At 61.1% G+C, this 20,636-nt stretch carries 19 protein-coding genes; 10 read left to right on the forward strand and 9 right to left on the reverse strand.

From position 1 onward, the window contains the following. The first annotated feature begins 38 nt into the window (after window positions 1-38). From IFT99_RS05120 to rsd, 4 genes are all read left to right on the forward strand, one after another. A complete protein-coding gene (locus IFT99_RS05120; RefSeq protein ID WP_192130686.1) occupies window positions 39-1,181 on the forward strand; it encodes a uroporphyrinogen-III C-methyltransferase in 1,143 nt (380 codons plus the stop codon). Beyond that, window positions 1,178-2,425 (forward strand): heme biosynthesis protein HemY, encoded by a 1,248-nt coding sequence (locus tag IFT99_RS05125; RefSeq protein ID WP_065987488.1) that lies wholly within the window; start codon window positions 1,178-1,180, stop codon window positions 2,423-2,425. The genes IFT99_RS05120 and IFT99_RS05125 overlap by 4 nt, the downstream gene beginning before the upstream one ends. Before the next feature lie 251 nt (window positions 2,426-2,676). Beyond that, on the forward strand, window positions 2,677-3,204 hold the full coding sequence (locus IFT99_RS05130; protein ID WP_192130687.1) for a disulfide bond formation protein B: 528 nt from the start codon (window positions 2,677-2,679) through the stop codon (window positions 3,202-3,204). Between the two features lie 182 nt (window positions 3,205-3,386). Continuing rightward, entirely contained in the window at window positions 3,387-3,845 is a 459-nt protein-coding gene (rsd, locus tag IFT99_RS05135) for a sigma D regulator (protein ID WP_192130688.1), read from the forward strand. Window positions 3,846-3,926: 81 nt separating this feature from the next. On the opposite strand, the gene IFT99_RS05140 is transcribed toward rsd, so the two are convergent. Next, window positions 3,927-4,604: an FKBP-type peptidyl-prolyl cis-trans isomerase gene (locus tag IFT99_RS05140; protein ID WP_065987485.1), complete on the reverse strand. Its 678-nt coding sequence runs from the start codon at window positions 4,602-4,604 to the stop codon at window positions 3,927-3,929. A 179-nt stretch (window positions 4,605-4,783) separates the two neighbouring features. Between IFT99_RS05140 and IFT99_RS05145 the strand changes: the two genes are divergently transcribed. Continuing rightward, a complete protein-coding gene (locus tag IFT99_RS05145; RefSeq protein ID WP_192130689.1) occupies window positions 4,784-5,764 on the forward strand; it encodes an AlgP family protein in 981 nt (326 codons plus the stop codon). Here IFT99_RS05145 and IFT99_RS05150 read toward each other — a convergent pair. Continuing rightward, on the reverse strand, window positions 5,761-6,228 hold the full coding sequence (locus IFT99_RS05150; RefSeq protein ID WP_065987483.1) for a TIGR02444 family protein: 468 nt from the start codon (window positions 6,226-6,228) through the stop codon (window positions 5,761-5,763). The two genes, IFT99_RS05145 and IFT99_RS05150, sit on opposite strands and share 4 nt — an antisense overlap. A gap of 46 nt (window positions 6,229-6,274) precedes the next feature. Between IFT99_RS05150 and IFT99_RS05155 the strand changes: the two genes are divergently transcribed. From IFT99_RS05155 to IFT99_RS05170, 4 genes are all read left to right on the forward strand, one after another. Continuing rightward, window positions 6,275-8,185 carry an ATP-binding cassette domain-containing protein gene (locus IFT99_RS05155; RefSeq protein WP_192130690.1) on the forward strand — a complete coding sequence of 637 codons (1,911 nt, stop codon included), beginning with the start codon at window positions 6,275-6,277 and terminating at the stop codon, window positions 8,183-8,185. A 139-nt stretch (window positions 8,186-8,324) separates the two neighbouring features. Continuing rightward, complete coding sequence (locus IFT99_RS05160; protein ID WP_065987482.1) at window positions 8,325-8,951, forward strand: LysE family transporter; 627 nt, start codon at window positions 8,325-8,327, stop codon at window positions 8,949-8,951. 228 nt (window positions 8,952-9,179) lie between these two features. Further along, complete coding sequence (locus IFT99_RS05165; RefSeq protein ID WP_192130691.1) at window positions 9,180-11,072, forward strand: cytochrome c/FTR1 family iron permease; 1,893 nt, start codon at window positions 9,180-9,182, stop codon at window positions 11,070-11,072. 27 nt (window positions 11,073-11,099) lie between these two features. Then, entirely contained in the window at window positions 11,100-11,582 is a 483-nt protein-coding gene (locus IFT99_RS05170) for a YaiI/YqxD family protein (protein ID WP_192130692.1), read from the forward strand. Between the two features lie 42 nt (window positions 11,583-11,624). Here the strand turns inward: IFT99_RS05170 and elbB are convergent, their stop codons facing one another. Next, window positions 11,625-12,305: an isoprenoid biosynthesis glyoxalase ElbB gene (elbB, locus tag IFT99_RS05175; protein WP_065987479.1), complete on the reverse strand. Its 681-nt coding sequence runs from the start codon at window positions 12,303-12,305 to the stop codon at window positions 11,625-11,627. A 135-nt stretch (window positions 12,306-12,440) separates the two neighbouring features. Continuing rightward, the gene (locus IFT99_RS05180; RefSeq protein WP_244160318.1) at window positions 12,441-13,070 is read right to left on the reverse strand and encodes a DedA family protein; all 630 of its coding nucleotides are present in this window, start codon (window positions 13,068-13,070) and stop codon (window positions 12,441-12,443) included. A gap of 517 nt (window positions 13,071-13,587) precedes the next feature. Between IFT99_RS05180 and ppk1 the strand changes: the two genes are divergently transcribed. Further along, complete coding sequence (ppk1, locus tag IFT99_RS05185) at window positions 13,588-15,810, forward strand: polyphosphate kinase 1 (RefSeq protein WP_065987478.1); 2,223 nt, start codon at window positions 13,588-13,590, stop codon at window positions 15,808-15,810. Here ppk1 and ppx read toward each other — a convergent pair. The 5 genes from ppx to IFT99_RS05210 form a co-directional block, all read right to left on the reverse strand. Continuing rightward, window positions 15,797-17,299 carry an exopolyphosphatase gene (ppx, locus tag IFT99_RS05190; RefSeq protein ID WP_065987477.1) on the reverse strand — a complete coding sequence of 501 codons (1,503 nt, stop codon included), beginning with the start codon at window positions 17,297-17,299 and terminating at the stop codon, window positions 15,797-15,799. The genes ppk1 and ppx overlap by 14 nt on opposite strands. Window positions 17,300-17,647: 348 nt before the next feature. Further along, complete coding sequence (locus tag IFT99_RS05195) at window positions 17,648-18,382, reverse strand: amino acid ABC transporter ATP-binding protein (RefSeq protein ID WP_192130693.1); 735 nt, start codon at window positions 18,380-18,382, stop codon at window positions 17,648-17,650. Beyond that, entirely contained in the window at window positions 18,369-19,019 is a 651-nt protein-coding gene (locus tag IFT99_RS05200) for an amino acid ABC transporter permease (protein ID WP_065987517.1), read from the reverse strand. The genes IFT99_RS05195 and IFT99_RS05200 overlap by 14 nt, the downstream gene beginning before the upstream one ends. Further along, window positions 19,016-19,681: an amino acid ABC transporter permease gene (locus IFT99_RS05205; protein WP_065987475.1), complete on the reverse strand. Its 666-nt coding sequence runs from the start codon at window positions 19,679-19,681 to the stop codon at window positions 19,016-19,018. The genes IFT99_RS05200 and IFT99_RS05205 overlap by 4 nt, the downstream gene beginning before the upstream one ends. A gap of 23 nt (window positions 19,682-19,704) precedes the next feature. Continuing rightward, window positions 19,705-20,490, reverse strand: coding sequence for a transporter substrate-binding domain-containing protein (locus tag IFT99_RS05210; protein WP_065987474.1), 786 nt, complete (start codon window positions 20,488-20,490; stop codon window positions 19,705-19,707). Window positions 20,491-20,636 lie beyond the last annotated feature (146 nt).

Here is a 20,636-nt window from a genome sequence, read left to right on the forward strand (position 1 = left end):
TCGGATTACGCGACGCCCAAAATGCAAAGGATGGACACGTGAGCGAAACAGTCTTGCCAAAAGATGACGTTGAACCGGTACTGGCCAAACCTGAGCCGCTGCCGGATCCAGCGTACAAAGAACCGTCGAATCGCCGAAGCAGCAACGGGCTCGCCATACTGGCGCTGTTGCTGGGCGCAGCGGGTGTTGCCGTTGGCGGCTGGAGCGTTTGGCAACTGCGCGCCATGCAGGCCGGTCACCAGGAGCAGTTGGGGCAGTTGCAGGACATCGGCTCTCAGACTCAAGCCCTCAAGCAGAGCGAACAGCAAATCGCCGTACGCCTGGCACAACTGCCACCGGCTGAAGAGCTGGAAGATCGCCGTCGCCTCGTCACGCAGTTGCAGGGTGATCAGCAGCGCCTGAGCCAGCGTGTAGAAACTGTACTCGGTGCCAGCCGCAAGGACTGGCGTCTTGCCGAGGCGGAGCATTTGCTGCGCCTGGCGAGCCTGAGGCTCTCTGCGCTGCAAGACGTCAACAGTGCTGCGGCGCTGGTGCAGGGCGCTGACGAGATCCTGCGCGAGCAGGATGATCCCGGCGCATTCGCCGCCCGCGAGCAATTGGCCAAAAGCCTGACTGCGCTGCGCAGCGTCGATCAACCGGATCGCACGGGTTTGTTCCTGCAACTAGCGGCAGTGCGTGAGCAAGTCGCGCAGCTGAATGAGCTGGCGCCGGAATACAAGGACAAGGGCGACTCGCTGTTCGGTTTGACCGATGGCAGCGAGGACAGCTACTGGGCCAAGTGGTGGGACAAGATCTCCCAGTTCGTGCGCATCGATTTTCATGCGGACAAAAATATCCGGCCGTTGCTGGCAGGTCAGAGCCTGACCCAAGTCCGTCTGGCATTGAGCCTGGCGATCGAGCAGGCGCAATGGGCGGCGCTCAACGGTCAGGGCCCGGTCTACGAAAAAGCCATGGCCGAGGCGCGCAGCGTCCTGGACGACAATTTCAATCGCGACAACCAGCAGAGCAAAGCCCTCGGCCAGCGTCTGGATGAGTTGGGCAAACAGCCGGTTTCAGTCGCCACCCCTGATCTGACACAAAGTCTGGCTGCGGTTCAGGCCTACCTCGAGCAGCGCCATACGCCTGTTGGCGGTGCGCTGGAGAAACGCACTGATGAGGCGCAGCCTGGGAAGCAGCCATGAAGCGCGCTTACGTCATCCTCTTCGTGTTGGTTGTGGCGGCGGCGCTGATAGGCGTCGCGATCTCCCGCCATGCGGGCTACGTGCTTATTTCCTACGACACTTTCCGCTACGAATCGAGCATCTGGGCAGCGCTGGCGTTGCTCGTCGCCGTCCTGTTCATTCTGTGGCTGGTGCGAGTCGTCATTACGTTGCTGACGACCTCCGGCGGGGTGGTCAACCCCTGGTCCCGTCGCAATCGCAGTCGTCGCGTTCAGAACGCGATCGAGCAAGGTCAGATGGACCTCGCCGAAGGGCGCTGGGCCAGCGCGCAACGCAACTTGCATCGTGCCGCCGAGGCGGAGCGTCAGCCACTGCTGTATTACCTCGGCGCCGCTCGGGCAGCGAACGAGCAGGGTCGTTACGAGGAAAGCGACAACTTGCTTGAGCGCGCGCTTGAGCGTCAGCCGCCTGCCGAGCTCGCCATTGCCTTGAGCCACGCGCAACTGCAGGTGGACCGCGGTGATCTCGACGGAGCGTTGGTGACCTTGCAGGCTATGCAAGAACGCCATCCGCATAACCCGCAGGTATTGCGCCAGTTGCAGCGTCTGTACCGCGAACGCGGTGAGTGGGCAGAGTTGATTCGGCTGATGCCGGAGTTGCGAAAAGACAAGGTGCTTCCGGCGCAAGAACTGGCTGAATTGGAGCGACGCGCCTGGGGTGAAAATCTCTCGCTGGCGGCCCATCGTGAATCCGACGGTGATAACGTCGCCACGGGTCTCCCGTCGCTGGAAAACGCCTGGCAGCAACTGACTTCGGCTCAGCGCCAAGAGCCCGCGCTGGTATTGGCGTACGCCGAACAACTACGTCGTCTGGGCGCCGATGTGCAGGCTGAGGAAGTCTTGCGCACGGCCATGAAACGCGACTACAACACCCACCTCGCGCGGTTGTATGGACTGGTGCGTGGCGCCGATCCTGGCAAGCAACTGCAGACCGCTGAAGGCTGGCTGAAAAGCCATACTGATGATCCAGGCTTGCTGTTGACCCTGGGCCGTCTGTGCCTTCAAAGCAGTTTGTGGGGTAAAGCCCGCGACTATCTCGAGTCGAGTCTGAGGTTGCAGCGAAACCCTGAAGCCTGTGCCGAACTGGCCCGTCTGCTTGCGCAGCTGGGCGAGACCGATCGCAGCAATCAGCTGTTTCAGGAAGGCCTGGGTCTGCTGGACGAGCGTTTGCTCGCACGTCCTTTGCCAGCACTGACACGCGTTTAGACTGAAGTCAGACGTTAACGTGAAGAGGCCCGATAGCGGGCCTCTTCTGCGTCTGATTCGCAGATTTGTGTAGGACGTTTCTGTGCTTGGTGTGGCTTGTTGGGAGGATCTCCGGGCTACCGGTATAACGTCTTAAACACGGCGTCGGGATTTACCTACATCAACAAAGAAATATCCTCCGTTGGGTGCCTTGAAAGCGACTCGCGCTTTCCTCTACCGTAGCCGCCTTCGTCTTTTGTTACGGATTTTCCATGCAGCTGGCTCGTACGCGCTCCCTGTTCTCTCTGGCGTTTCTGGCCTGCGCATCGATTGTAGGAGCGACGGTTTATCTCGGCCCTGTCGTTGATGCGGCGCCGTGCCCGATGTGTCTGCTTCAGCGTGTGCTCATGGCGATATCGGCGGGTGTGTGCCTGCTCGCCGCGCTGCACGCGCCGGGCAAATCTGGCTGGCGTGTCTACGCCGGCTTTCTTTTACTGTCTTCCGCTTTGGGGGCGAGCGTCGCGGCACGTCAGGTCTGGTTGCAGGCTTCGCCACCCGAGAACATGGCCGCATGCATTGAAAACCTTAAATACCTGACGGAAACACAGCCCTACCTGAAGGTCATGGCGATGGTGCTGGCGGGAAGTGCAGGGTGCTCCGAGATCAACTGGTCGCTGTTCGGCATCAGCTTGCCTGAATGGAGCCTGCTGGCATTCTCTGGCTTGTGCCTGTTCGCGATGTACTACCTTTTTATCGAGTTCCGCCGATTCAGATCAATGGATCTGGGAACTCCTGATTAAACACTTGTATGAACTTTGTGTCCTGCGTACCTTGCTGGGCTAGTCATGCGGGCATAATCTGGGCCGCACGCATCATCGGATCAATGTTGCTGTCGACACTTTTGCGGGCCGGTTCCGACAATCCCGGAACGTACCCCAAAAGCGCCTGAAGCAGCATGCCCCTGAAGGGAAGAGAGAACATCATGCTGGAAAGTTGTCAGAACGCTCAGGAACGCTGGGGTGGGGTTCACAAGCTGATTGACCGCTGGTTGCTGGAGCGCAACGAGCTGATCACGGCTTATTACGCCTTGAGTGCAGAGCCGGGAGCGTTTTTGGAAAAACGCGCGCCCCTGCAAGAATTTTGCGGCACCCTGGTCGATTACGTGTCGGCCGGTCATTTCGAAATCTACGAGCAGCTGACCAACGAAGCCAAGGCGTTCAATAATCAGCGAGGCCTCGACCTGGCTGACACGATTTATCCTCGGCTCGACGTCATCACCGAGAAGCTGCTGGCCTTCAACGATCTCTGTGACGAAGGCAAATGCGTCGCCGAGAAACTCAAGGAGTTGGGCAGTTTGCTGCACGAGCGCTTTGAACTGGAAGACTGCCTGATCGAAGTGCTGCACAACGCGCACAAGGAACAGGTTGAGGAAGAGGTCTGAGAGGGCCGCTGATGTAAAAAAGGGTGCCATGGGCACCCTTTTTTTATGGTCTGTCGCGGCGAGCCTCGGCCACTGCCGGCGTTACTGCGACACCCCCAGCAGCTCTATTTCGAACACCAGCGGCGTGTAAGGATCGATCAGATCGCCAGCGCCTTCTGCGCCATACGCTTGGGCCGAAGGGATGACCAGGCGCCATTTGGCACCCACTGGCATGTCGGCGAGGGCGGTGGTCCACCCGGCGATGACGCTGTCCAGACGAAACCATTGTGGCTGCTGGCTCTGATCGAAGATCGTGCCGTCGGGCAGACGGCCCACGTACTTCACTTGCACCCGGCCATTGATGTCGGGTTTGGGGCCATTGCCCGGCGTCAGCTCGGTCATCAGGATGCCGTCCGCGAGCTGGCGAACCCCCGGCTTGGCCTTCTCGGCGTCCATGAACTTGCGCTCGTCCTTCAATGCCGCTTCAGTCTGCGGTTCGGTCTGGCCGGAGTTTTCAGCCTGTGCGAGGGCGGCATCGTGGTCGCTGAGAATCTGCTCCATGCGTTCCTGCTTGATCGCCAACGGCTTGCCCTGATACGCCGACTGCAGCCCTTCAAGCAGCGCGGGCAACTGCAGATCGGGTGCTTCCTGGCGCAGGCGCTCACCCAGGCTTGCGCCGAGGCTGTAGGAAAGATCGTGGGTGTTGTCGGACGCCGGAGCATCGGTCGCGTGAGCAAGGGGTACCAAGAGGAACAACGACATAAACAGGTAGCGCGACATGAATGCTCTCCGGCCTGGGAAGTGAGCGATTATGCCAGCGCTGAGGCCCGAGCGTGACGGGTATTGCCGGGTTTTTGGGCGTCCTGCAACAGAGCGGGGATTGTAGTGTCAAGATGCCCTAGCGGCGGTGCGGGCGGAGGTCTAGTATGGCCGCACTCAAATCAGCCAGGAGGTAAGTCATGTCGGCCACCAAGAAGCCAGTAAACACTCCGTTGCATTTGCTTCAACAGCTGTCGGGCAGCCTGCTCGAACATCTCGAAACCGCCTGCTCTCAAGCATTGGCTGACGCTGAAAAACTGCTCGCCAAACTCGAGAAGCAACGTGGCAAGGCGCAGGAAAAACTGCACAAGTCGCGCACCAAACTGCAGGACGCTGCCGCCGCCGGTAAAGCCAAGGCCCAAGGCAAGGCCAAAGACAGCGTGGCCGAGCTCGAGTCGTTGCTCGACGCTTTGAAAGATCGTCAGACCGAAACCCGCAGCTACATCCTCAACCTCAAGCGTGATGCTCAGGAAAGCCTGAAGCTGGCCCAAGGCATTGGCCGCGTGAAGGAAGCCGTTGGCAAAGCGCTGAACGATCGCGCTGCAAGAGACCCGGCTCGACCTGATGCCAAGCCTGTCGCGCCAAAACCGCCTGTGAAAATGCCTCCAAAGCCAGCAAAACCTGCACCCAAAGCGGCCCCGGCAAAGCCTGCTGCTAAAACCGCCGTCAAAGCCGTCGCCGAAAAAACCGTTGCCAAGGTGACTGCGAAAACTGTCGCCGCCAAGCCTGCTGCGACCAAGGCACCAGCTGCCAAACCAGCTGCCAGCGCTGCGAGCAAGCCAGCCGCTAAAACCGCTGTGGCCGCCAAGACCACCGCTGCCAAGCCGGCTGCCGTGAAAGCCGCTGCCAAACCTGCTCCGGCTAAAGCGTCTGCTGCGAAACCAGCCGCCAGTGCCGCCGCCAAGCCTGCCGCCAGCAAAGCAGCTGCCAAACCGGCCGGCACAGCATCATCCAAGCCTGCGGGCGCCAAGCCAGTCGCTGCGAGGACTGCTGCAAAACCGTCCGCCAAGCCTGCTGTCTCTGCAACGGCCAAACCAGCGGCCGCGGCGCCTGCTGCTCCGGCAGTGTCCCCTGCACCAGGCGCTCCAGCCGCTGATTCGACCTCGAACAGCGCGTCCTAAGCGATATCGGTCCCGGCGCGAAGCAGAATCTGCAACGCGTCGGGACTGGCTTGAGCAGCACCTCCCGCCAGCGCTTCCAGCCACACACCCGTAGGTTGAGCATCTCGCTCAGGCCAGTCTTTGGTCAGCCGTTGCAGCCGCACCAGTAGCTCACGCTCGGCGTCAAGCTCAAGGGTTTTAAGTCTGTCGCGTAACGCCGTCAGCTCTTCGTCTTCTTTCGCGTCGGCCTTCCAGCGGGTCCGAACATCCCTCAATGGCCCCACCACCTTCTCGTGCCACGGGTCGGCCAATTGTCCGATTTGTCCTGCCCGCTCCGGGTGGAACTGCACACCACGCCGGTCCATCCAGACGCCGCACAGCAGCGCGCAGACATTGGCGCCATCGGCTTGCAGCTTCAGGCACGCCTGCTCGACGCCTGGGCGAGCATAGAAATCGAGGGTGAAACTCCATAGGTCCGAGAGCATCGTCATCTACCTGTTTTGGGCGAAGCTGGTAGACTCCGCCGCCATTATGATCAGACTTCAAAGCCTTACCTTACAGCGTGGTCCGCAACGTCTGCTAGAAGACGCCGAGCTGACCCTGCACGCCGGCCAGAAAGCCGGTCTGATCGGCGCCAACGGCGCCGGTAAATCCAGCCTGTTCGCGCTGCTTCGGGGTGAACTGACCCCCGACAATGGCGATTGCCTGCTGCCTGCCGATTGGCGCATCGCCCACATGCGTCAGGAGGTCGACACCCTCGATCGTCTGGCGGTGGAATACGTCCTCGACGGCGATCTGCGACTGCGTCAGGTTCAGCATGACCTCGCGGCTGCCGAGGCCGCTCAGGACGGCGCCGCGCAAGCACGTCTGCATTCGGAGCTCGACAGCGCCGATGGCTACACGGCCGATGCGCGGGCGCGCAAGCTGCTGGCAGGTCTGGGCTTTACCAACCAGCAGATGGAGCGCCAGGTCAGCGATTTCTCCGGTGGCTGGCGGATGCGTCTCAACCTGGCGCAGGCGTTGATGTGTCCTTCGGACCTGCTGCTGCTCGATGAGCCGACCAACCACTTGGATCTCGATGCCATTCTCTGGCTTGAAGACTGGCTCAAAAGCTACCAGGGCACCCTGCTGCTGATCTCCCACGACCGCGATTTTCTGGACGCGGTGGTCGATCACGTTGCCCACGTCGAGCAGAAAAAGATCACGCTCTATCGCGGCGGTTACAGCGCTTTCGAACGCGCCCGTGCCGAGCGCCTGGCCCAGCAACAGCAGGCCTACGACAAGCAACAGGCCCAGCGCGCGCACATGGAGAAATTCATCACGCGCTTCAAGGCCCAGGCCACCAAGGCCAAACAGGCCCAGAGCCGGATCAAAGCCCTTGAGCGAATGGAAGAGCTGTCGGCGGCCCACGTCGATTCTCCGTTCGACTTCACCTTCCGCGAATCGACCAAGATATCCAGCCCGCTGATGGATCTGTCTGACGCGCGACTGGGCTATGGCGACAAAGCCATCCTGCAAAAGGTGAAGCTGCAACTGACGCCGGGCGCACGCATCGGTTTGCTGGGCCCGAACGGCGCCGGTAAATCCACGCTGATCAAAAACCTTGCGGGCGAACTCGAGCCGTTGAGCGGGCGCATGGTGCGTGGCGAAAACACGGTGGTCGGCTACTTTGCCCAGCATCAGCTCGACTCCCTGGACGCCAAGGCCAGTCCACTGCTGCACCTTCAGCGTATCGCGCCCACCGAGCGCGAACAGTCCTTGCGGGATTTCCTCGGCGGTTTCGACTTCCGCGGTGCGCGCCTCGACGAGCCGGTGCTGAATTTCTCCGGTGGCGAGAAAGCGCGGCTGGCCTTGGCCCTGATTGCCTGGGACAAACCCAACCTGCTGCTGCTCGACGAACCGACCAACCACCTGGATCTGGAAATGCGCCTGGCTTTGACCATGGCGCTTCAGGAGTTCAGTGGCGCGGTACTGGTGGTCTCCCACGATCGGCATTTGCTCAAGAGCACGACGGATAATTTCCTCCTCGTCGCCGATGGCCTTGTTCAGGAGTTCGATGGCGATCTGGACGACTACGCGCGGTGGCTGGTGGACTATCGCCTGCGCAATGCGCCGACCAGTAACACGCCGGTGAACGTCGACAAGACCGACAAGAAAGCGCAGCGACAGCAGGCCGCCGCATTGCGCCAGCAACTCGCGCCGCACAAGCGCGAGGCCGACAAGCTTGAAAAAGAGCTCGGCACGCTGCATGAGAAACTGGCGAAGATCGAAGTGGCCCTGGGCGACAGCGGCATTTACGAGGCGGCCAACAAAGACAAGCTGCGCGACCTGTTGGCGGATCAGGCCAAGCTCAAGTCACGTGAATCCGAGCTGGAAGAAGCGTGGATGGAAGCACTGGAATTGCTGGAGTCGATGCAGGCCGAGCTGGAAGCGTTGTCCTGATGGTGTGGCCTGCGTTAGTCGTATAACGCAGGCGACCGGAACAGCTGTCGGCCAAGTCGCCGCAACAGTCAGAAATAACTGGCCTTTGCAGGTCCGGAAACACTAGGTTAGGCGAAGATTTCGTTGCCTGAGGTGCGTGATGTCGCTCGAAACATGGTTGGCGTTTTTCGCCGCTTGCTGGGTTATCAGTCTGTCTCCGGGCGCGGGCGCCATCGCGTCGATGTCCAGCGGTCTGCAATACGGGTTCTGGCGCGGCTACTGGAATGCTCTGGGCCTGCAGATCGCGCTCGTCGTGCAGATCGCCGTGGTTGCTGCCGGGCTTGGCGCGGTGCTGGCCACTTCAGCCTTGGCGTTCACGCTGATCAAATGGTTTGGCGTCGCCTACCTGGTCTATCTGGGCATCAGGCAATGGCGTGCGTTGCCAAGCAATCTGGCGGATGAGTCGGCTGTGCGCCCGGTGGGCAAGCCCCTTGTGCTCATGGGCCGAGGCTTTCTTGTGAACATCAGCAACCCCAAGGCGCTGGTGTTTATTCTGGCGATCCTGCCGCAGTTCATCGACACGCATCTGCCGCTGCTGCCGCAATACCTGATCATTGCCGCGACCATGGTGTGCGTGGACCTGATCGTCATGGCGGGCTACACCGGCCTGGCTTCGAAAGTGCTCCGCGCCCTCAAAACCCCCAAACAGCAACGCCGGATGAACCGCACCTTTGCCGGGTTGTTCGTCAGCGCCGCGGCATTTCTCGCCACATTGCATCGGGCCTGATTTGGCAAAAGCCCGCCCCGCTGGATGCACACGATGTATCTGTTGGACCGGCTTCAGCCGGGAAGAGGCCATTGGCAGCACCCTCAATTTTGCGGTGTGACACCTGACCTCTTCCCGGCTAAAACCCAATCCTGCGGTTGAGTCACTGCCATCAATGCAGCGCTTGAGTCCTCGGCGCCTAACATGAACAATGGCAACCCTTCGCATTCCTATTTGAGATCCACCCCCATGTTCCGCTCCCGCTTATTGCCCTGCCTGAGCCTCGTGCTGTTGAGCCTGTTCAGCGTCGGTGCCTGCGCAGCGCCTGCCGAGGACGCGGCTCAGGCTTTGCATTTGCTCGATTACGTCGGAGCGGACTACCCGGCGACGGTTGCGGACGGCAAGGTCGTGGATGACGCCGAATACCGCGAGCAGGTGGAGTTTCTCGCGGCGCTGCAGGGCACGATCGCCGGGTTGCCGGCAAGGCCGGAGCGCGCTGCGCTGGAGCAGGGTGTCTCAGCGCTGTTGAATGCGGTCAACCAGAAGCAGGACGGCGCTCAAGTGGCCCGTCAGGCACGTCAGCTCGGCGCGAAGCTCGCAGTGGCCTACGAAGTCAGCCAGGCGCCAGTGATTACCCCGGATCCTGCACGTGGCGCGCCCTTGTATGCACAGTATTGTTCGGTGTGCCACGGCGATACGGGCGCCGGCGACGGTCCGGCCGGGATTGGTCTTTCGCCGCCACCCGCCAATCTACGGGACCCGGCGCGGCTCGACCGCCTGAGTCTTTACGACCTCTACAACACCCTCGGGCTGGGCATTGACGGCACTGAAATGCCAGCGTTCGCGGACCAGCTGGATGATCGGCAGCGTTGGGACGTTACCACTTACCTTGCAGGCTTCAGCGCGGATTCCTCTGCGAAGCAGGAAAAACCCTACAACCTCGCTGATCTCGCGCGGCAAACGCCCGCTGAGGTCAGTGCCGCCGAAGGACCGCAGGCCGCTGCCAGCTTCCGTGCCCAGCGCGCGCAGCCGCCTCAGATTCAACGCGGCCCGGCTCAGCTCCTCGATTACACCAGCGCAACCCTCGACAAGAGTCTTGCCGCGTATCAGGCCGGTGATCGCGAGCAAGCGTATGACCTGTCGGTCGCGGCGTATCTGGAGGGTTTCGAGCTGGTCGAAAGCTCGCTCGACAACGTCGATGCCACCGTGCGCAAGGACACCGAAAAAGCACTCATGGCCTATCGGCAGTCGCTTCAGGACGGCTTGCCCGCAGCGCAAGCGGCGCAGAAACTCGCGGATGCCAAGGTCAAGCTCAAGGAGTCCGCCGATCTGCTCGGCAGCGATGGCCTGAGCACCTCATTGAGCTTCATCTCCGGTCTGCTGATCCTGCTGCGCGAAGGGCTGGAAGCGATTCTCGTGCTCGCCGCCATTCTCGCGTTCCTGCGCAACACCGGGCAGCAATCGGCGGTGCGCAGCGTCAACGTCGGCTGGGGGCTGGCGTTGCTGGCGGGTCTGGGTACGTGGGCGCTGGCAGCGTACGTCATTGACGTCAGTGGCTCGCAGCGCGAGCTGCTGGAGGGCGCGACGGCGCTGTTCGCCAGCGTCATGGTGCTGTGGCTGGGTGTGTGGATGCACGACCGACGTCATGCCGCCGCCTGGCAGGACTACATCAAGAGCAGCCTGGTCGGTGGCGGTGGGCGTTTCGGTTTCGCGGTGTTGGCGTTCTTCTCGGTCTACCGCGAGCTGTTCGAAGTCATTCTGTTCTACGAAACCCTGTGGCTGCAGGCAGGCCCCGCTGGCCACAATGCCGTATTGGCCGGGGGCGCCACGGCGCTGGTGTTGCTGGTCGGCTTGGCGTGGGTGATTCTGCGGGGTTCTGCGAAGCTGCCGCTGACGCTGTTCTTCGGTATCAATGCCGCGCTGCTGTGCGCGCTGTCGGTGGTGTTCGCCGGCCATGGCGTCAAGGCGTTGCAGGAAGCCGGGATTTTCGGAACGCGTCCGGTGCCGTTCTTCGAGTTCGACTGGCTGGGCATTCACGCCGATGCCTATTCCCTTGGCGCACAAGCCATCGCGCTGTTGGCGATTGGGGTGCTGTATGGCCGCAGCCGGATAGCCGAGAAGCGCCGCGCGGCCGCTGCCTAAATTCACTTTCTGAAATCGGAGTCGCGTATGCGCGTCTGGATCGATGCTGACGCCTGCCCCAAGGCTGCCAAGGACCTCGTCGTCAAGTTTGCCCTTAAGCGCAAGTTCGAGGTCGTGCTGGTGGCGGGGCAGAGCCAGATCAAACCGAGCCTGACCTTGGTGAAGCTGATCGTTGTGCCCAGTGGCCCGGATGCCGCCGATGATTATCTGGTCGAGCACGCCGTACCGGGCGAGCTGGTGATCTGCAGCGATGTGCCATTGGCGGATCGGCTGGTGAAGAAGGGTGTTGCGGCGCTTGACCCACGGGGCAGGGAGTTCGATGCGCAGAACATGGGGCAACGCCTGGCGATGCGCAACCTCTTCACGGATCTGCGGGAGCAAGGCCAGGCCAGTGGCGGGCAGGGCGCTTACGGCGAGCGGGAGAAACAGGCGTTTGCCAACTGCCTCGACCGTATCCTGACGCGGCTGGCTCGCGAGTATCCCTCGCCGCCCACAGGCGATAGCCAGTAGGGCTGGCGCGCAGTCACTCCGCCTCCGGCCCCTTTTTAAACATCAGTCTGGAAGGCGGTCCTCGTTTTCCTGTACCAGCTCCAGCACCCGGTCCACCAGCTTGTTGATCCCGGATGCCGCGTCACCAATGGACTTGGCGACCATGTAAGCGGGTGTGCTCACCAGTTTGCGGTCCTTGTCTTCGACGATTTCCGTCACCTCACACTCCTGGTGGGTGCCGCCCATGCGGGTAATCGCTGCAGCAGTGTCGGCGTCGTTGCCAATCGTGCAGGTGACGCCCGGCCCGTAGATTTTGGCGGCCAGCGCCGGCGATACGCAGATGAGCCCGATGGGTTTGCCCGCGGCGGCGAACGCTTCGGCCATCGCCAGCACTTCAGCCTGGACTTTGCAGCCAGCGCCCTGGGTAGAGAAATCCGACAGGTTTTTCGCGGCACCGAAGCCGCCGGGGATGATCAAGGCATCAAATTCAGTGACGTCGGCTTCGCGGATGTCTTCGATGGCACCCCGGGCAATGCGGGCTGATTCAACCAGCACGTTGCGCGACTCGGGCATCTCTTCGCCGGTCAGATGATTGATGACGTGGTGCTGAGGGATATTGGGTGCAAAGCACTTCACTGCGGCGCCGCGCTGATCGAGGCGCAGCAACGTCAGCACGCTTTCGTGGATTTCCGCGCCGTCGTAAACGCCACAGCCAGAAAGAATAACGGCCACTTTTTTGGTCATTCGCGTGTTCCTCTCTCGGGCGCTCCGGCCCATAGCCGGTTACGCAGGTCAGCATTGCGCTGATTGTCGCAAGCCATGAGCCTAGGACAACGCCGTCAGCGAATGTCTCCAGCTCCGTAGGCATGCGCCGAGGATTTACTCGTCAGGGGTGTTCCGGGCGTCCACATGGACTTGGGCGTTGGCCGCGACGGCCAGCTTTTCTTCGCGAGCGATACGTGCGTTTTTGATGCGCCGGCGGATCCACAGCAGCACACCGATCACCAGCAATGCGCCCAACACCCACAGCTCGTACTTCTTGACGTTGCCCAGCAGGCCTTCGAGCACGGAGCCGAACTTGTACGCCGCTGCGCCCAGCGCGGCTGCCCATACCGCTGCGCCGATGCCGTTGAGCAACAGGTAGCGCCCCGGTGGATAGCCGGACAGCCCGATAGCGACCGGCATGACCGTACGCAAGCCATACACAAAGCGGAAGCTCAGCACCCAGATGTCGGGGTGGCGCCGGATATGCTCCAGCGCACGATCGCCCATTAACTGCCAGCGAGGCTTGCGCGCCAGAAGCTTGCGGCCATGCTTGCGTCCCATGAAATACCAGAGCTGGTCGCCTGCGTAGCTGCCGAAGAAGGCAACCACCACGACCAGATTGATATCCATGTATCCGCGGAACGCAAGAAAGCCGGCAAGCACCAGAATGGTCTCGCCTTCAAAAAAGGTCCCGAGGAAAAGGGCGAAGTAGCCAAATTCTTGTAAAAAATGCTGGAGCATCATTTGGGTGCTGGCGAAATGAACGCGCAGCCTAACGCGCCCAAGGCATTCAGGAAAGTATGCAAATGTGTCACCGCGTTAAAGTTTCCTACGTTCGGGAGCGATTGTTCGCGCGGAGAGAGGGTTTGTGTCGTACACGTTACGTCGCAATTACGCCTGTCACGTGAGTGTCATAATCGCCGCTTATAAATGTCACGCTTGCCCGCCTGGATGGGCGCGGATCCCTTCCTTGCACGTTGCCCTCTACCGGGCGCCACGCGAATGTTTGCAGTTCAGGGCTTGCACCGTACGGAGAAATCCGTAGCGTGGAGAGTCAAACCGCTCACAGCATTGAGCCTGACGCCGGTCGCCACCCCCCGCGATATCGATCAGGCTGCAACTATCGTCAGAACCGCTGCCCCCTGGGCGTGACCGTTGTTCCACGCTGTACGTCACCACTGTTGTGGCGCAAGCGGTATTCCGACATCGGCCGTATGCGCGGCCCAACTGTTACAAGGCCATTTGCCTTACAGGATTATTCATGAGCACCGAAGGATCTACCGAAGCCGCAGTCGGGCTTGACCCTCAGCCCGTCAATCAGGAAGTCACTCCGGTGGTCGAGCCGACCATTGAAGTGGTCCCCGCGCTGGAACCGCCTCATCCGGCCCCGCATGCCATCGCGGTGCCCAATCTGGATGACAGCAGTCTTTATATCCATCGCGAGCTGTCGCAGCTGCAGTTCAACATTCGCGTGTTGGAACAGGCGCTGGACGAGTCCTATCCGTTGCTTGAGCGGCTCAAGTTCCTGCTGATCTTCTCCAGCAACCTCGACGAATTCTTCGAAATCCGCGTCGCCGGGCTCAAGAAGCAAATCACCTTCGCTCGCGAACAGGCCGGCGCTGACGGCCTGCAGCCTCATCAGGCGCTGGCCCGTATCAGCGAACTGGTGCACGGCCACGTGGATCGCCAGTACGCCATTCTCAACGACATCCTGTTGCCGGAGCTGGAAAAGCATCAGGTGCGCTTCATCCGCCGTCGCAACTGGAACGCCAAGATCAAAGCCTGGGTGCGCCGTTATTTCCGTGACGAGATCGCGCCGATCATCACGCCGATCGGTCTGGACCCAACGCACCCATTCCCGCTGCTGGTGAACAAGTCGCTGAACTTCATCGTCGAGCTGGAAGGCATTGACGCCTTCGGCCGCGACTCGGGTCTGGCGATCATCCCGGCACCGCGCCTGTTGCCGCGTATCATCAAGGTGCCGGAAGACGTGGGTGGCCCGGGGGACAACTATGTCTTCCTGTCGTCGATGATCCACGCCCACGCCGATGACCTGTTCCAGGGCATGAAGGTGAAGGGCTGCTACCAGTTCCGTCTGACCCGTAACGCTGACCTGGCCCTCGATTCAGAGGACGTGGAAGACCTTGCCCGCGCGCTGCGTGGCGAGCTGTTCTCCCGTCGTTACGGCGATGCAGTGCGTCTGGAAGTGGCAGATACCTGCCCGAAACTGCTCTCGGACTACCTGCTCAAGCAGTTCAACCTGAGCGAGACGGAGCTGTATCAGGTCAATGGCCCGGTAAACCTGACGCGGCTGTTCAGCATCACTGGCCTGGACAGTCATCCCGAGCTTCAGTACATGCCGTTCACCCCGGCGATTCCGAAGCTGCTGCAGAACAGCGAAAACATTTTCAACGTGATCAGCAAGCAGGACATCCTGCTGTTGCACCCGTTCGAATCCTTCACCCCGGTCGTCGATCTGCTGCGCCAGGCGGCGAAAGACCCTCACGTGCTAGCCGTGCGTCAGACGCTCTACCGCAGCGGTGCCAACTCGGAAATCGTCGATGCACTGGTCGATGCCGCGCGCAACGGCAAGGAAGTCACCGCCGTTATCGAGCTGCGTGCGCGTTTTGACGAAGAGTCGAACCTTCAACTGGCGAGCCGCCTGCAAGCGGCCGGTGCCGTAGTGATCTACGGCGTGGTCGGTTACAAGACCCACGCCAAGATGATGCTCATCCTGCGCCGTGAAGCCGGCGAGATCGTCCGTTACGCGCATTTGGGTACGGGCAACTACCACGCTGGTAACGCGCGTCTGTATACTGATTACAGCCTGCTCACCTCGGACGATGCCTTGTGTGAAGACGTCGGCAAGCTGTTCAGCCAGTTGATCGGGATGGGTAAGACGCTGCGCATGAAGAAACTGCTGCACGCGCCGTTCACCCTGAAGAAAGGCATGCTGGACATGATTGCCCGGGAGACGCAGTTCGCGTCCGAGGGCAAGCCTGCGCACATCATCGCCAAGTTCAACTCGCTGACCGACCCGAAGATCATTCGCGCGCTGTACAAGGCGAGTCAGACCGGGGTCAAGATCGACCTCGTCGTGCGCGGCATGTGCTGCCTGCGTCCTGGCGTGCCGGGGGTGTCCCACAACATTCAGGTGCGCTCGATCATCGGTCGCTTCCTTGAGCACACGCGGGTGTTCTACTTCCTCAACGGCGGCGACGAGCAGATGTTCCTGTCGAGTGCCGACTGGATGGAGCGCAACCTCGACAAACGCGTCGAGACTTGCTTCCCGGTGGAAGGCAAGAAGCTGATCCTGCGCGTGAAGAAAGAGCTGGAAGGGTACCTGACCGACAACACCCATAGCTGGCTGCTGCAGCCGGACGGGCGCTACATTCGCAGCACCCCGACCGGCAACCAGAACGCCCGCAATGTGCAGGCGAGTCTGTTGGAAAAACTCAGCAACCCGGTCCTTAGCGTACGTTGAGGATGATGCCGACTCGGGTCAGCCATTCCGCTTCGAGCGCGAAGTCGGCCTGAGTCAGCTGGTTGTTTTCCAGCCAGCCATCCGGGAACACGATGTCCAGATGGTTATCGTTGGCGGTCAGCACGGGTTGCGGCATTTCCTGAGTACCGCGAATGTGGTGAAACAGGATCGCAAAACGCAGCAGCGCGCACAGACGAATCAGTTTCACGCCTTCGTTGCCGAACTCGGCAAACTTGTCCTTGGGGATATTGCGACGATGACCGCGCACCAGCAGCGCGAGCATTTGCTGGTCTTCGCGTGAGAAACCGGCGAGGTCCGAGTGCTCGATCAGGTATGCGCCATGCTTGTGGTAGTGGTAGTGGGCGATGTCCAGACCCACTTCATGCACCTTGGCGGCCCAGCTCAGTAACTCGCGATACGCATTGTCCTCAAGCTCCCACGCCTTCGCCACTTGCTCCAGTGCCGACAGGGCCTTGCGCTCGACACGGGCGGCTTGTTCGAGATCGACGTGGTAGCGCTCCATCAGCGAGCTGAGGGTGCGTTCGCGCACGTCTTCGTGGTGATGACGGCCAAGCAGGTCGTAAAGCACGCCTTCACGCAGCGCGCCTTCGCAGTGATCCATGCGTTTGAGGTCGAGGGCGTCGAAAATCGCTTCGAGAATCGCCAGCCCTGCGGGGAAGATCGCACGACGGTCAGGCTTGAGGCCTTCGAAATCGATTTTGTCCACTTCGCCCAGCTTCATCAGCTTGCGCTTGAGCCAGGCCAGGCCTTCGGCGTTGACCTCGCCATTGCCGTGGCCGCCGGCCTTCAGAGCCAGGCCGATGGCGCGGATGGTGCCGGAAGAACCGATGGCCTCATCCCACGTCAGGCGATGCAGCGCGTGCTCGATGCTCATGATTTCCAGCCGCGCTGCAGTGTAAGCCTGGGCGTAGCGCGCCGGGGTGATCTTGCCGTCCTTGAAATAACGCTGAGTGAAGCTGACGCAGCCCATCTGCAGGCTTTCGCGCAACAGTGGCTCGAAGCGCTGGCCGATGATGAACTCGGTGCTGCCGCCGCCGATGTCGGCGACCAGGCGTTTGCCGGGCGTGTCGGCCAGGGTATGGGACACGCCCAGGTAGATCAGGCGCGCTTCTTCACGGCCGGAGATCACCTCGACCGGATGGCCGAGGATTTCTTCGGCGCGGTGAATGAATTCGTTGCGATTGCGGGCTTCGCGCAGGGCGTTGGTGCCGACGATGCGCACGGCGCCGGGCGGCATACCGTTGATCAGTTGGGAGAAGCGCTTGAGGCAGTCGAGCCCTCGCTGCATGGATTCTTCGCTGAGGCGGCGGTCGTCATCGATCCCCGCGGCCAGCTGCACTTTCTCACCGAGCCGCTCAAGGATGCGAATTTCGCCCTGATTGGCTTTGGCGACAACCATATGGAAGCTGTTGGAGCCCAGGTCGATCGCGGCGATCAGCGAGAGGTTTTTGGCTGTGGATAGCGGCATGGTCAAAAGGTCTCGGTCGATAACCCCGCCATCGTGCCACGATCCATCACCGTCGCCAAACCGGCAACGTATTTGCGCCGTATTAGTAGGACCGGCTTCAGCCGGGAAGAGGCCGGTGTGTGCGCCGTCAATGTTGCGGTGTGACACCTGACGTCTTCCCGGCTAAAGCCGGTCCTACAATTTGAGCCGAAGCCAGCCCCCACGGGATGCACGCGGTGTCTTAGTAGGACCGGCTTCAGCCGGGAAGGGGCCAGTGTGTGCGACATCAGTTTCGCGACATGGCACCTGACGCCTTCCCGGCTAAAGGCGGTCCTACAGTTTGAGCCATGGCCGATTCTGCACTCGGGCTCAAGCCTGCTCAACTGACCCAATGAAATTCGCCAGCTCGGGCGTTTTCGGGTTGGCCATCAGTATTTTAGGATCGCCTACCTCATGCACCTTGCCCTGATGCATGAACACCAGCTTGTCGCCCACCTCGCGGGCGAAGCGCATTTCGTGGGTCACCATGATCAGCGTCATGCCGTCTTTGGCCAGCTCGCGAACGACTGCGAGTACTTCGTTCACCAGCTCCGGGTCGAGCGCGGAGGTGATTTCGTCGCACAGCAGCACTTTGGGCGACATCGCCAGCGCACGCGCGATCGCCACGCGCTGCTGCTGACCACCGGACAGCCGGTCAGGGAAGGCGTCGAATTTCTCGCCCAGGCCCACCCGGTCGAGCATCTCCTTCGCCAGCTTTTTCGCTTCGGTTTTGGAAACCTTCTTCACCACCTGCGGCGCGAGCATTACGTTCTCGCCCACCGTCAGGTGCGGAAACAGGTTGAACTGCTGGAAGACCATGCCGACTTTCTGTCTCAGGCTGCGCAGGTCAGCCCGCGCGGCATCGAGGTATTCGCCGTCGACCTCGATCACCCCGTCATTGATCGACTCAAGGCCGTTCAGGGTGCGCAGCAGCGTGCTTTTGCCCGAACCGCTGCGCCCGATGATCGCCACGACCTGACCTTCCTCGACGCTGAGGTCGATGCCCTTGAGCACATGGTGGTCGCCGTAATACTTGTGCAGGGCGGAAATTCTAAGCAGAGGCATGAAGTCTCCTTTCCAGGTAGCGCGCGCTGAGCGACAACGGATAGCAAAGCATGAAGTAGCCCAGGGCAACGAAGCCGTAGACCATGAAAGGCTGGAACGTGGCGTTGGCGAGCATGCCGCCGGTTTTGGTCAGCTCGGTGAAGCCGATGATCGACGTGACTGCCGTGCCTTTGACCACCTGCACGGAGAACCCCACCGTTGGCGCCACCGCGATGCGTAACGCCTGAGGCAGAATCACGTAACGCAGTTGCTCGAACGGGGTCAGCGCCAGACTTGCGGAAGCTTCCCACTGGCCGTTGGAAATCGACTCCACGCAGCCACGCCAGATTTCAGCCAGGTACGCACTGGTGAACAACGTCAGCGCCAGCGCCGCCGCGAACCAGGGTGAAATGTCGATGCCCATCAGCGCCACGCCGAAGAACACCAGGAACAGCTGCATCAATAATGGCGTGCCTTGAAACAGCTCGATGTAGCAGCGCGCGAGCCTGCGTGGCATTGCCTTCTCGGAGATGCGCAGGGTCATCACCAGCAAACCGATCACGCCGCCGCCGATGAACGCCACCAGCGACAGCGCCAGTGTCCACTGCAGGCCGGTCAGCAAGTTGCGCACGACGTCCCAAAGGGTGAAATCCATCAGCGGCTCCTCGCGATATAGCGTCTGCCGATCCACGCCAGCAACTGACGCACCAGCAGCGCCATGCACAGGTAGATCAGCGTGGTAATGATGTACGTCTCAAACGAGCGGAAGTTGCGCGACTGAATGAAGTTCGCGGCGAAACTCAGCTCCTCGGTGGCGATCTGCGAACAGACCGCGGAACCGAGCATGACGATGATGATCTGGCTGCTCAGCGCCGGCCACACCTTGCCCAGCGCCGGGACCAGCACGACATGGCGAAACGTCTCGAAGCGAGTCATCGCCAGCGCGGCCGACGCCTCGATCTGGCCGCGCGGAATCGCCTGCACGCCCGCACGGATGATCTCCGTCGAATAGGCGCCAAGGTTGATGACCATCGCCAGCACGGCGGCCTGCCACTCCGATATCTGCAGGCCCAGTGACGGCAGCCCGAAGAAGATGAAAAACAACTGCACCAGAAACGGCGTGTTGCGGATCAGCTCTACATAGACACCGAAAATGGCCGAGAACGGCTGGATTTTCCACGCCCTGACAATCGCCCCGACAATGCCGACGCTGACACCGAGCAGCGTGCCGATGGCGGTCAGCTCCAGCGTGAACAGTGCGCCGCGCAGGAGCAGGTCAGTGTTTTGCAGGACCGGGATAAAGTCGAACTGATAAGCCATTTTAGCGCCTCGGCAGTCGATGATCAGAGGTCGGCAGGCAATGGCTGCTTGAGCCAGGTCTGCGCGTTCTTTTCCAGCGTGCCGTCTTTCTTCGCCGCTTCGAGAATCTCGTTCACTTTGGCGAGCAACTCGGGCTGACCTTTGTTCACACCCACGTAGACCGGCGAGTCCTTGAGCTTCACTTTCAGCTCCGGAATGCGCTTGGGGTTCTTCTCGCTGATGGCGACCATCACCACGTTGCCGCTGGCGATCAGGTCGGTCTGCTTGGCCAGGTAAGCCGCGATGGTCGAGTTGTTGTCTTCGAAGCGTTTGATCGTGGCTTCCTTCGGCGCAACGGCGGTCAGCTCGATGTCCTCGATGGCGCCACGGGTCACGCTGATGGTTTTGCCTTTCAGGTCGTCTACGGTTTTGATCGCGTCTTCAGGCGGGCCGAACACGGCGAGGTAGAAGGGAGCATAGGCGCGGGAGAAGTCGATGACCTTTTCGCGGTCCGGGTTTTTGCCGAGGCTGGAGATGACCAGGTCAACCTTGCCGGTGGTCAGGTACGGCACGCGGTTGGTGCTGTTGACCGGCGTCAGCTCAAGCTTGACCTTCAACTGATTGGCGATGAGCTGTGCGGTGTCGATGTCCAGGCCGCGCGGCTTCATGTCGGGGCCGACCGAACCGAAGGGCGGGAAGTCTTGCGGAACCGCGACTTTCAACGTGCCGCGAGCGGTTACATCATCCAGACCATTAGCGTGGGCGGGGGCCTGGCCGAGCATGAGGCTGGCAAACAGGGCGGCGAGCAGGGCGCTGTAACGCTGGGTCATGTGGTGTCTCCGAATCGATCAATGTGCAGGCGAAGCCCGGGTCGTGGCCAAGCACCAGTGCACAGCCCATGCCAGCCGATGGTTTGCAACCATGGAATGCGGGCCGCAGGCTTGATCCGGTCTAACTGGTCTGAACAGTGAGTGAG

The sequence above is a fragment of the Pseudomonas sp. CFBP 8772 genome, from assembly GCF_014841665.1.
Taxonomy (GTDB): domain Bacteria; phylum Pseudomonadota; class Gammaproteobacteria; order Pseudomonadales; family Pseudomonadaceae; genus Aquipseudomonas; species Aquipseudomonas graminis_B.

What these genes read in the sequence shown, in the direction of transcription:
- IFT99_RS05125 (WP_065987488.1), top strand. Translation starts at nt 1,178, where the DNA reads ATGAAGCGCGCTTACGTCATCCTCTTCGTGTTGGTTGTGGCGGCGGCG.
- IFT99_RS05130 (WP_192130687.1), top strand. Translation starts at nt 2,677, where the DNA reads ATGCAGCTGGCTCGTACGCGCTCCCTGTTCTCTCTGGCGTTTCTGGCC.
- rsd (WP_192130688.1), top strand. Translation starts at nt 3,387, where the DNA reads ATGCTGGAAAGTTGTCAGAACGCTCAGGAACGCTGGGGTGGGGTTCAC.
- IFT99_RS05140 (WP_065987485.1), bottom strand. Translation starts at nt 4,604, where the DNA reads ATGTCGCGCTACCTGTTTATGTCGTTGTTCCTCTTGGTACCCCTTGCT.
- IFT99_RS05145 (WP_192130689.1), top strand. Translation starts at nt 4,784, where the DNA reads ATGTCGGCCACCAAGAAGCCAGTAAACACTCCGTTGCATTTGCTTCAA.
- IFT99_RS05150 (WP_065987483.1), bottom strand. Translation starts at nt 6,228, where the DNA reads ATGCTCTCGGACCTATGGAGTTTCACCCTCGATTTCTATGCTCGCCCA.
- IFT99_RS05155 (WP_192130690.1), top strand. Translation starts at nt 6,275, where the DNA reads ATGATCAGACTTCAAAGCCTTACCTTACAGCGTGGTCCGCAACGTCTG.
- IFT99_RS05160 (WP_065987482.1), top strand. Translation starts at nt 8,325, where the DNA reads ATGTCGCTCGAAACATGGTTGGCGTTTTTCGCCGCTTGCTGGGTTATC.
- IFT99_RS05165 (WP_192130691.1), top strand. Translation starts at nt 9,180, where the DNA reads ATGTTCCGCTCCCGCTTATTGCCCTGCCTGAGCCTCGTGCTGTTGAGC.
- IFT99_RS05170 (WP_192130692.1), top strand. Translation starts at nt 11,100, where the DNA reads ATGCGCGTCTGGATCGATGCTGACGCCTGCCCCAAGGCTGCCAAGGAC.
- elbB (WP_065987479.1), bottom strand. Translation starts at nt 12,305, where the DNA reads ATGACCAAAAAAGTGGCCGTTATTCTTTCTGGCTGTGGCGTTTACGAC.
- IFT99_RS05180 (WP_244160318.1), bottom strand. Translation starts at nt 13,070, where the DNA reads ATGATGCTCCAGCATTTTTTACAAGAATTTGGCTACTTCGCCCTTTTC.
- ppk1 (WP_065987478.1), top strand. Translation starts at nt 13,588, where the DNA reads ATGAGCACCGAAGGATCTACCGAAGCCGCAGTCGGGCTTGACCCTCAG.
- ppx (WP_065987477.1), bottom strand. Translation starts at nt 17,299, where the DNA reads ATGCCGCTATCCACAGCCAAAAACCTCTCGCTGATCGCCGCGATCGAC.
- IFT99_RS05195 (WP_192130693.1), bottom strand. Translation starts at nt 18,382, where the DNA reads ATGCCTCTGCTTAGAATTTCCGCCCTGCACAAGTATTACGGCGACCAC.
- IFT99_RS05205 (WP_065987475.1), bottom strand. Translation starts at nt 19,681, where the DNA reads ATGGCTTATCAGTTCGACTTTATCCCGGTCCTGCAAAACACTGACCTG.
- IFT99_RS05210 (WP_065987474.1), bottom strand. Translation starts at nt 20,490, where the DNA reads ATGACCCAGCGTTACAGCGCCCTGCTCGCCGCCCTGTTTGCCAGCCTC.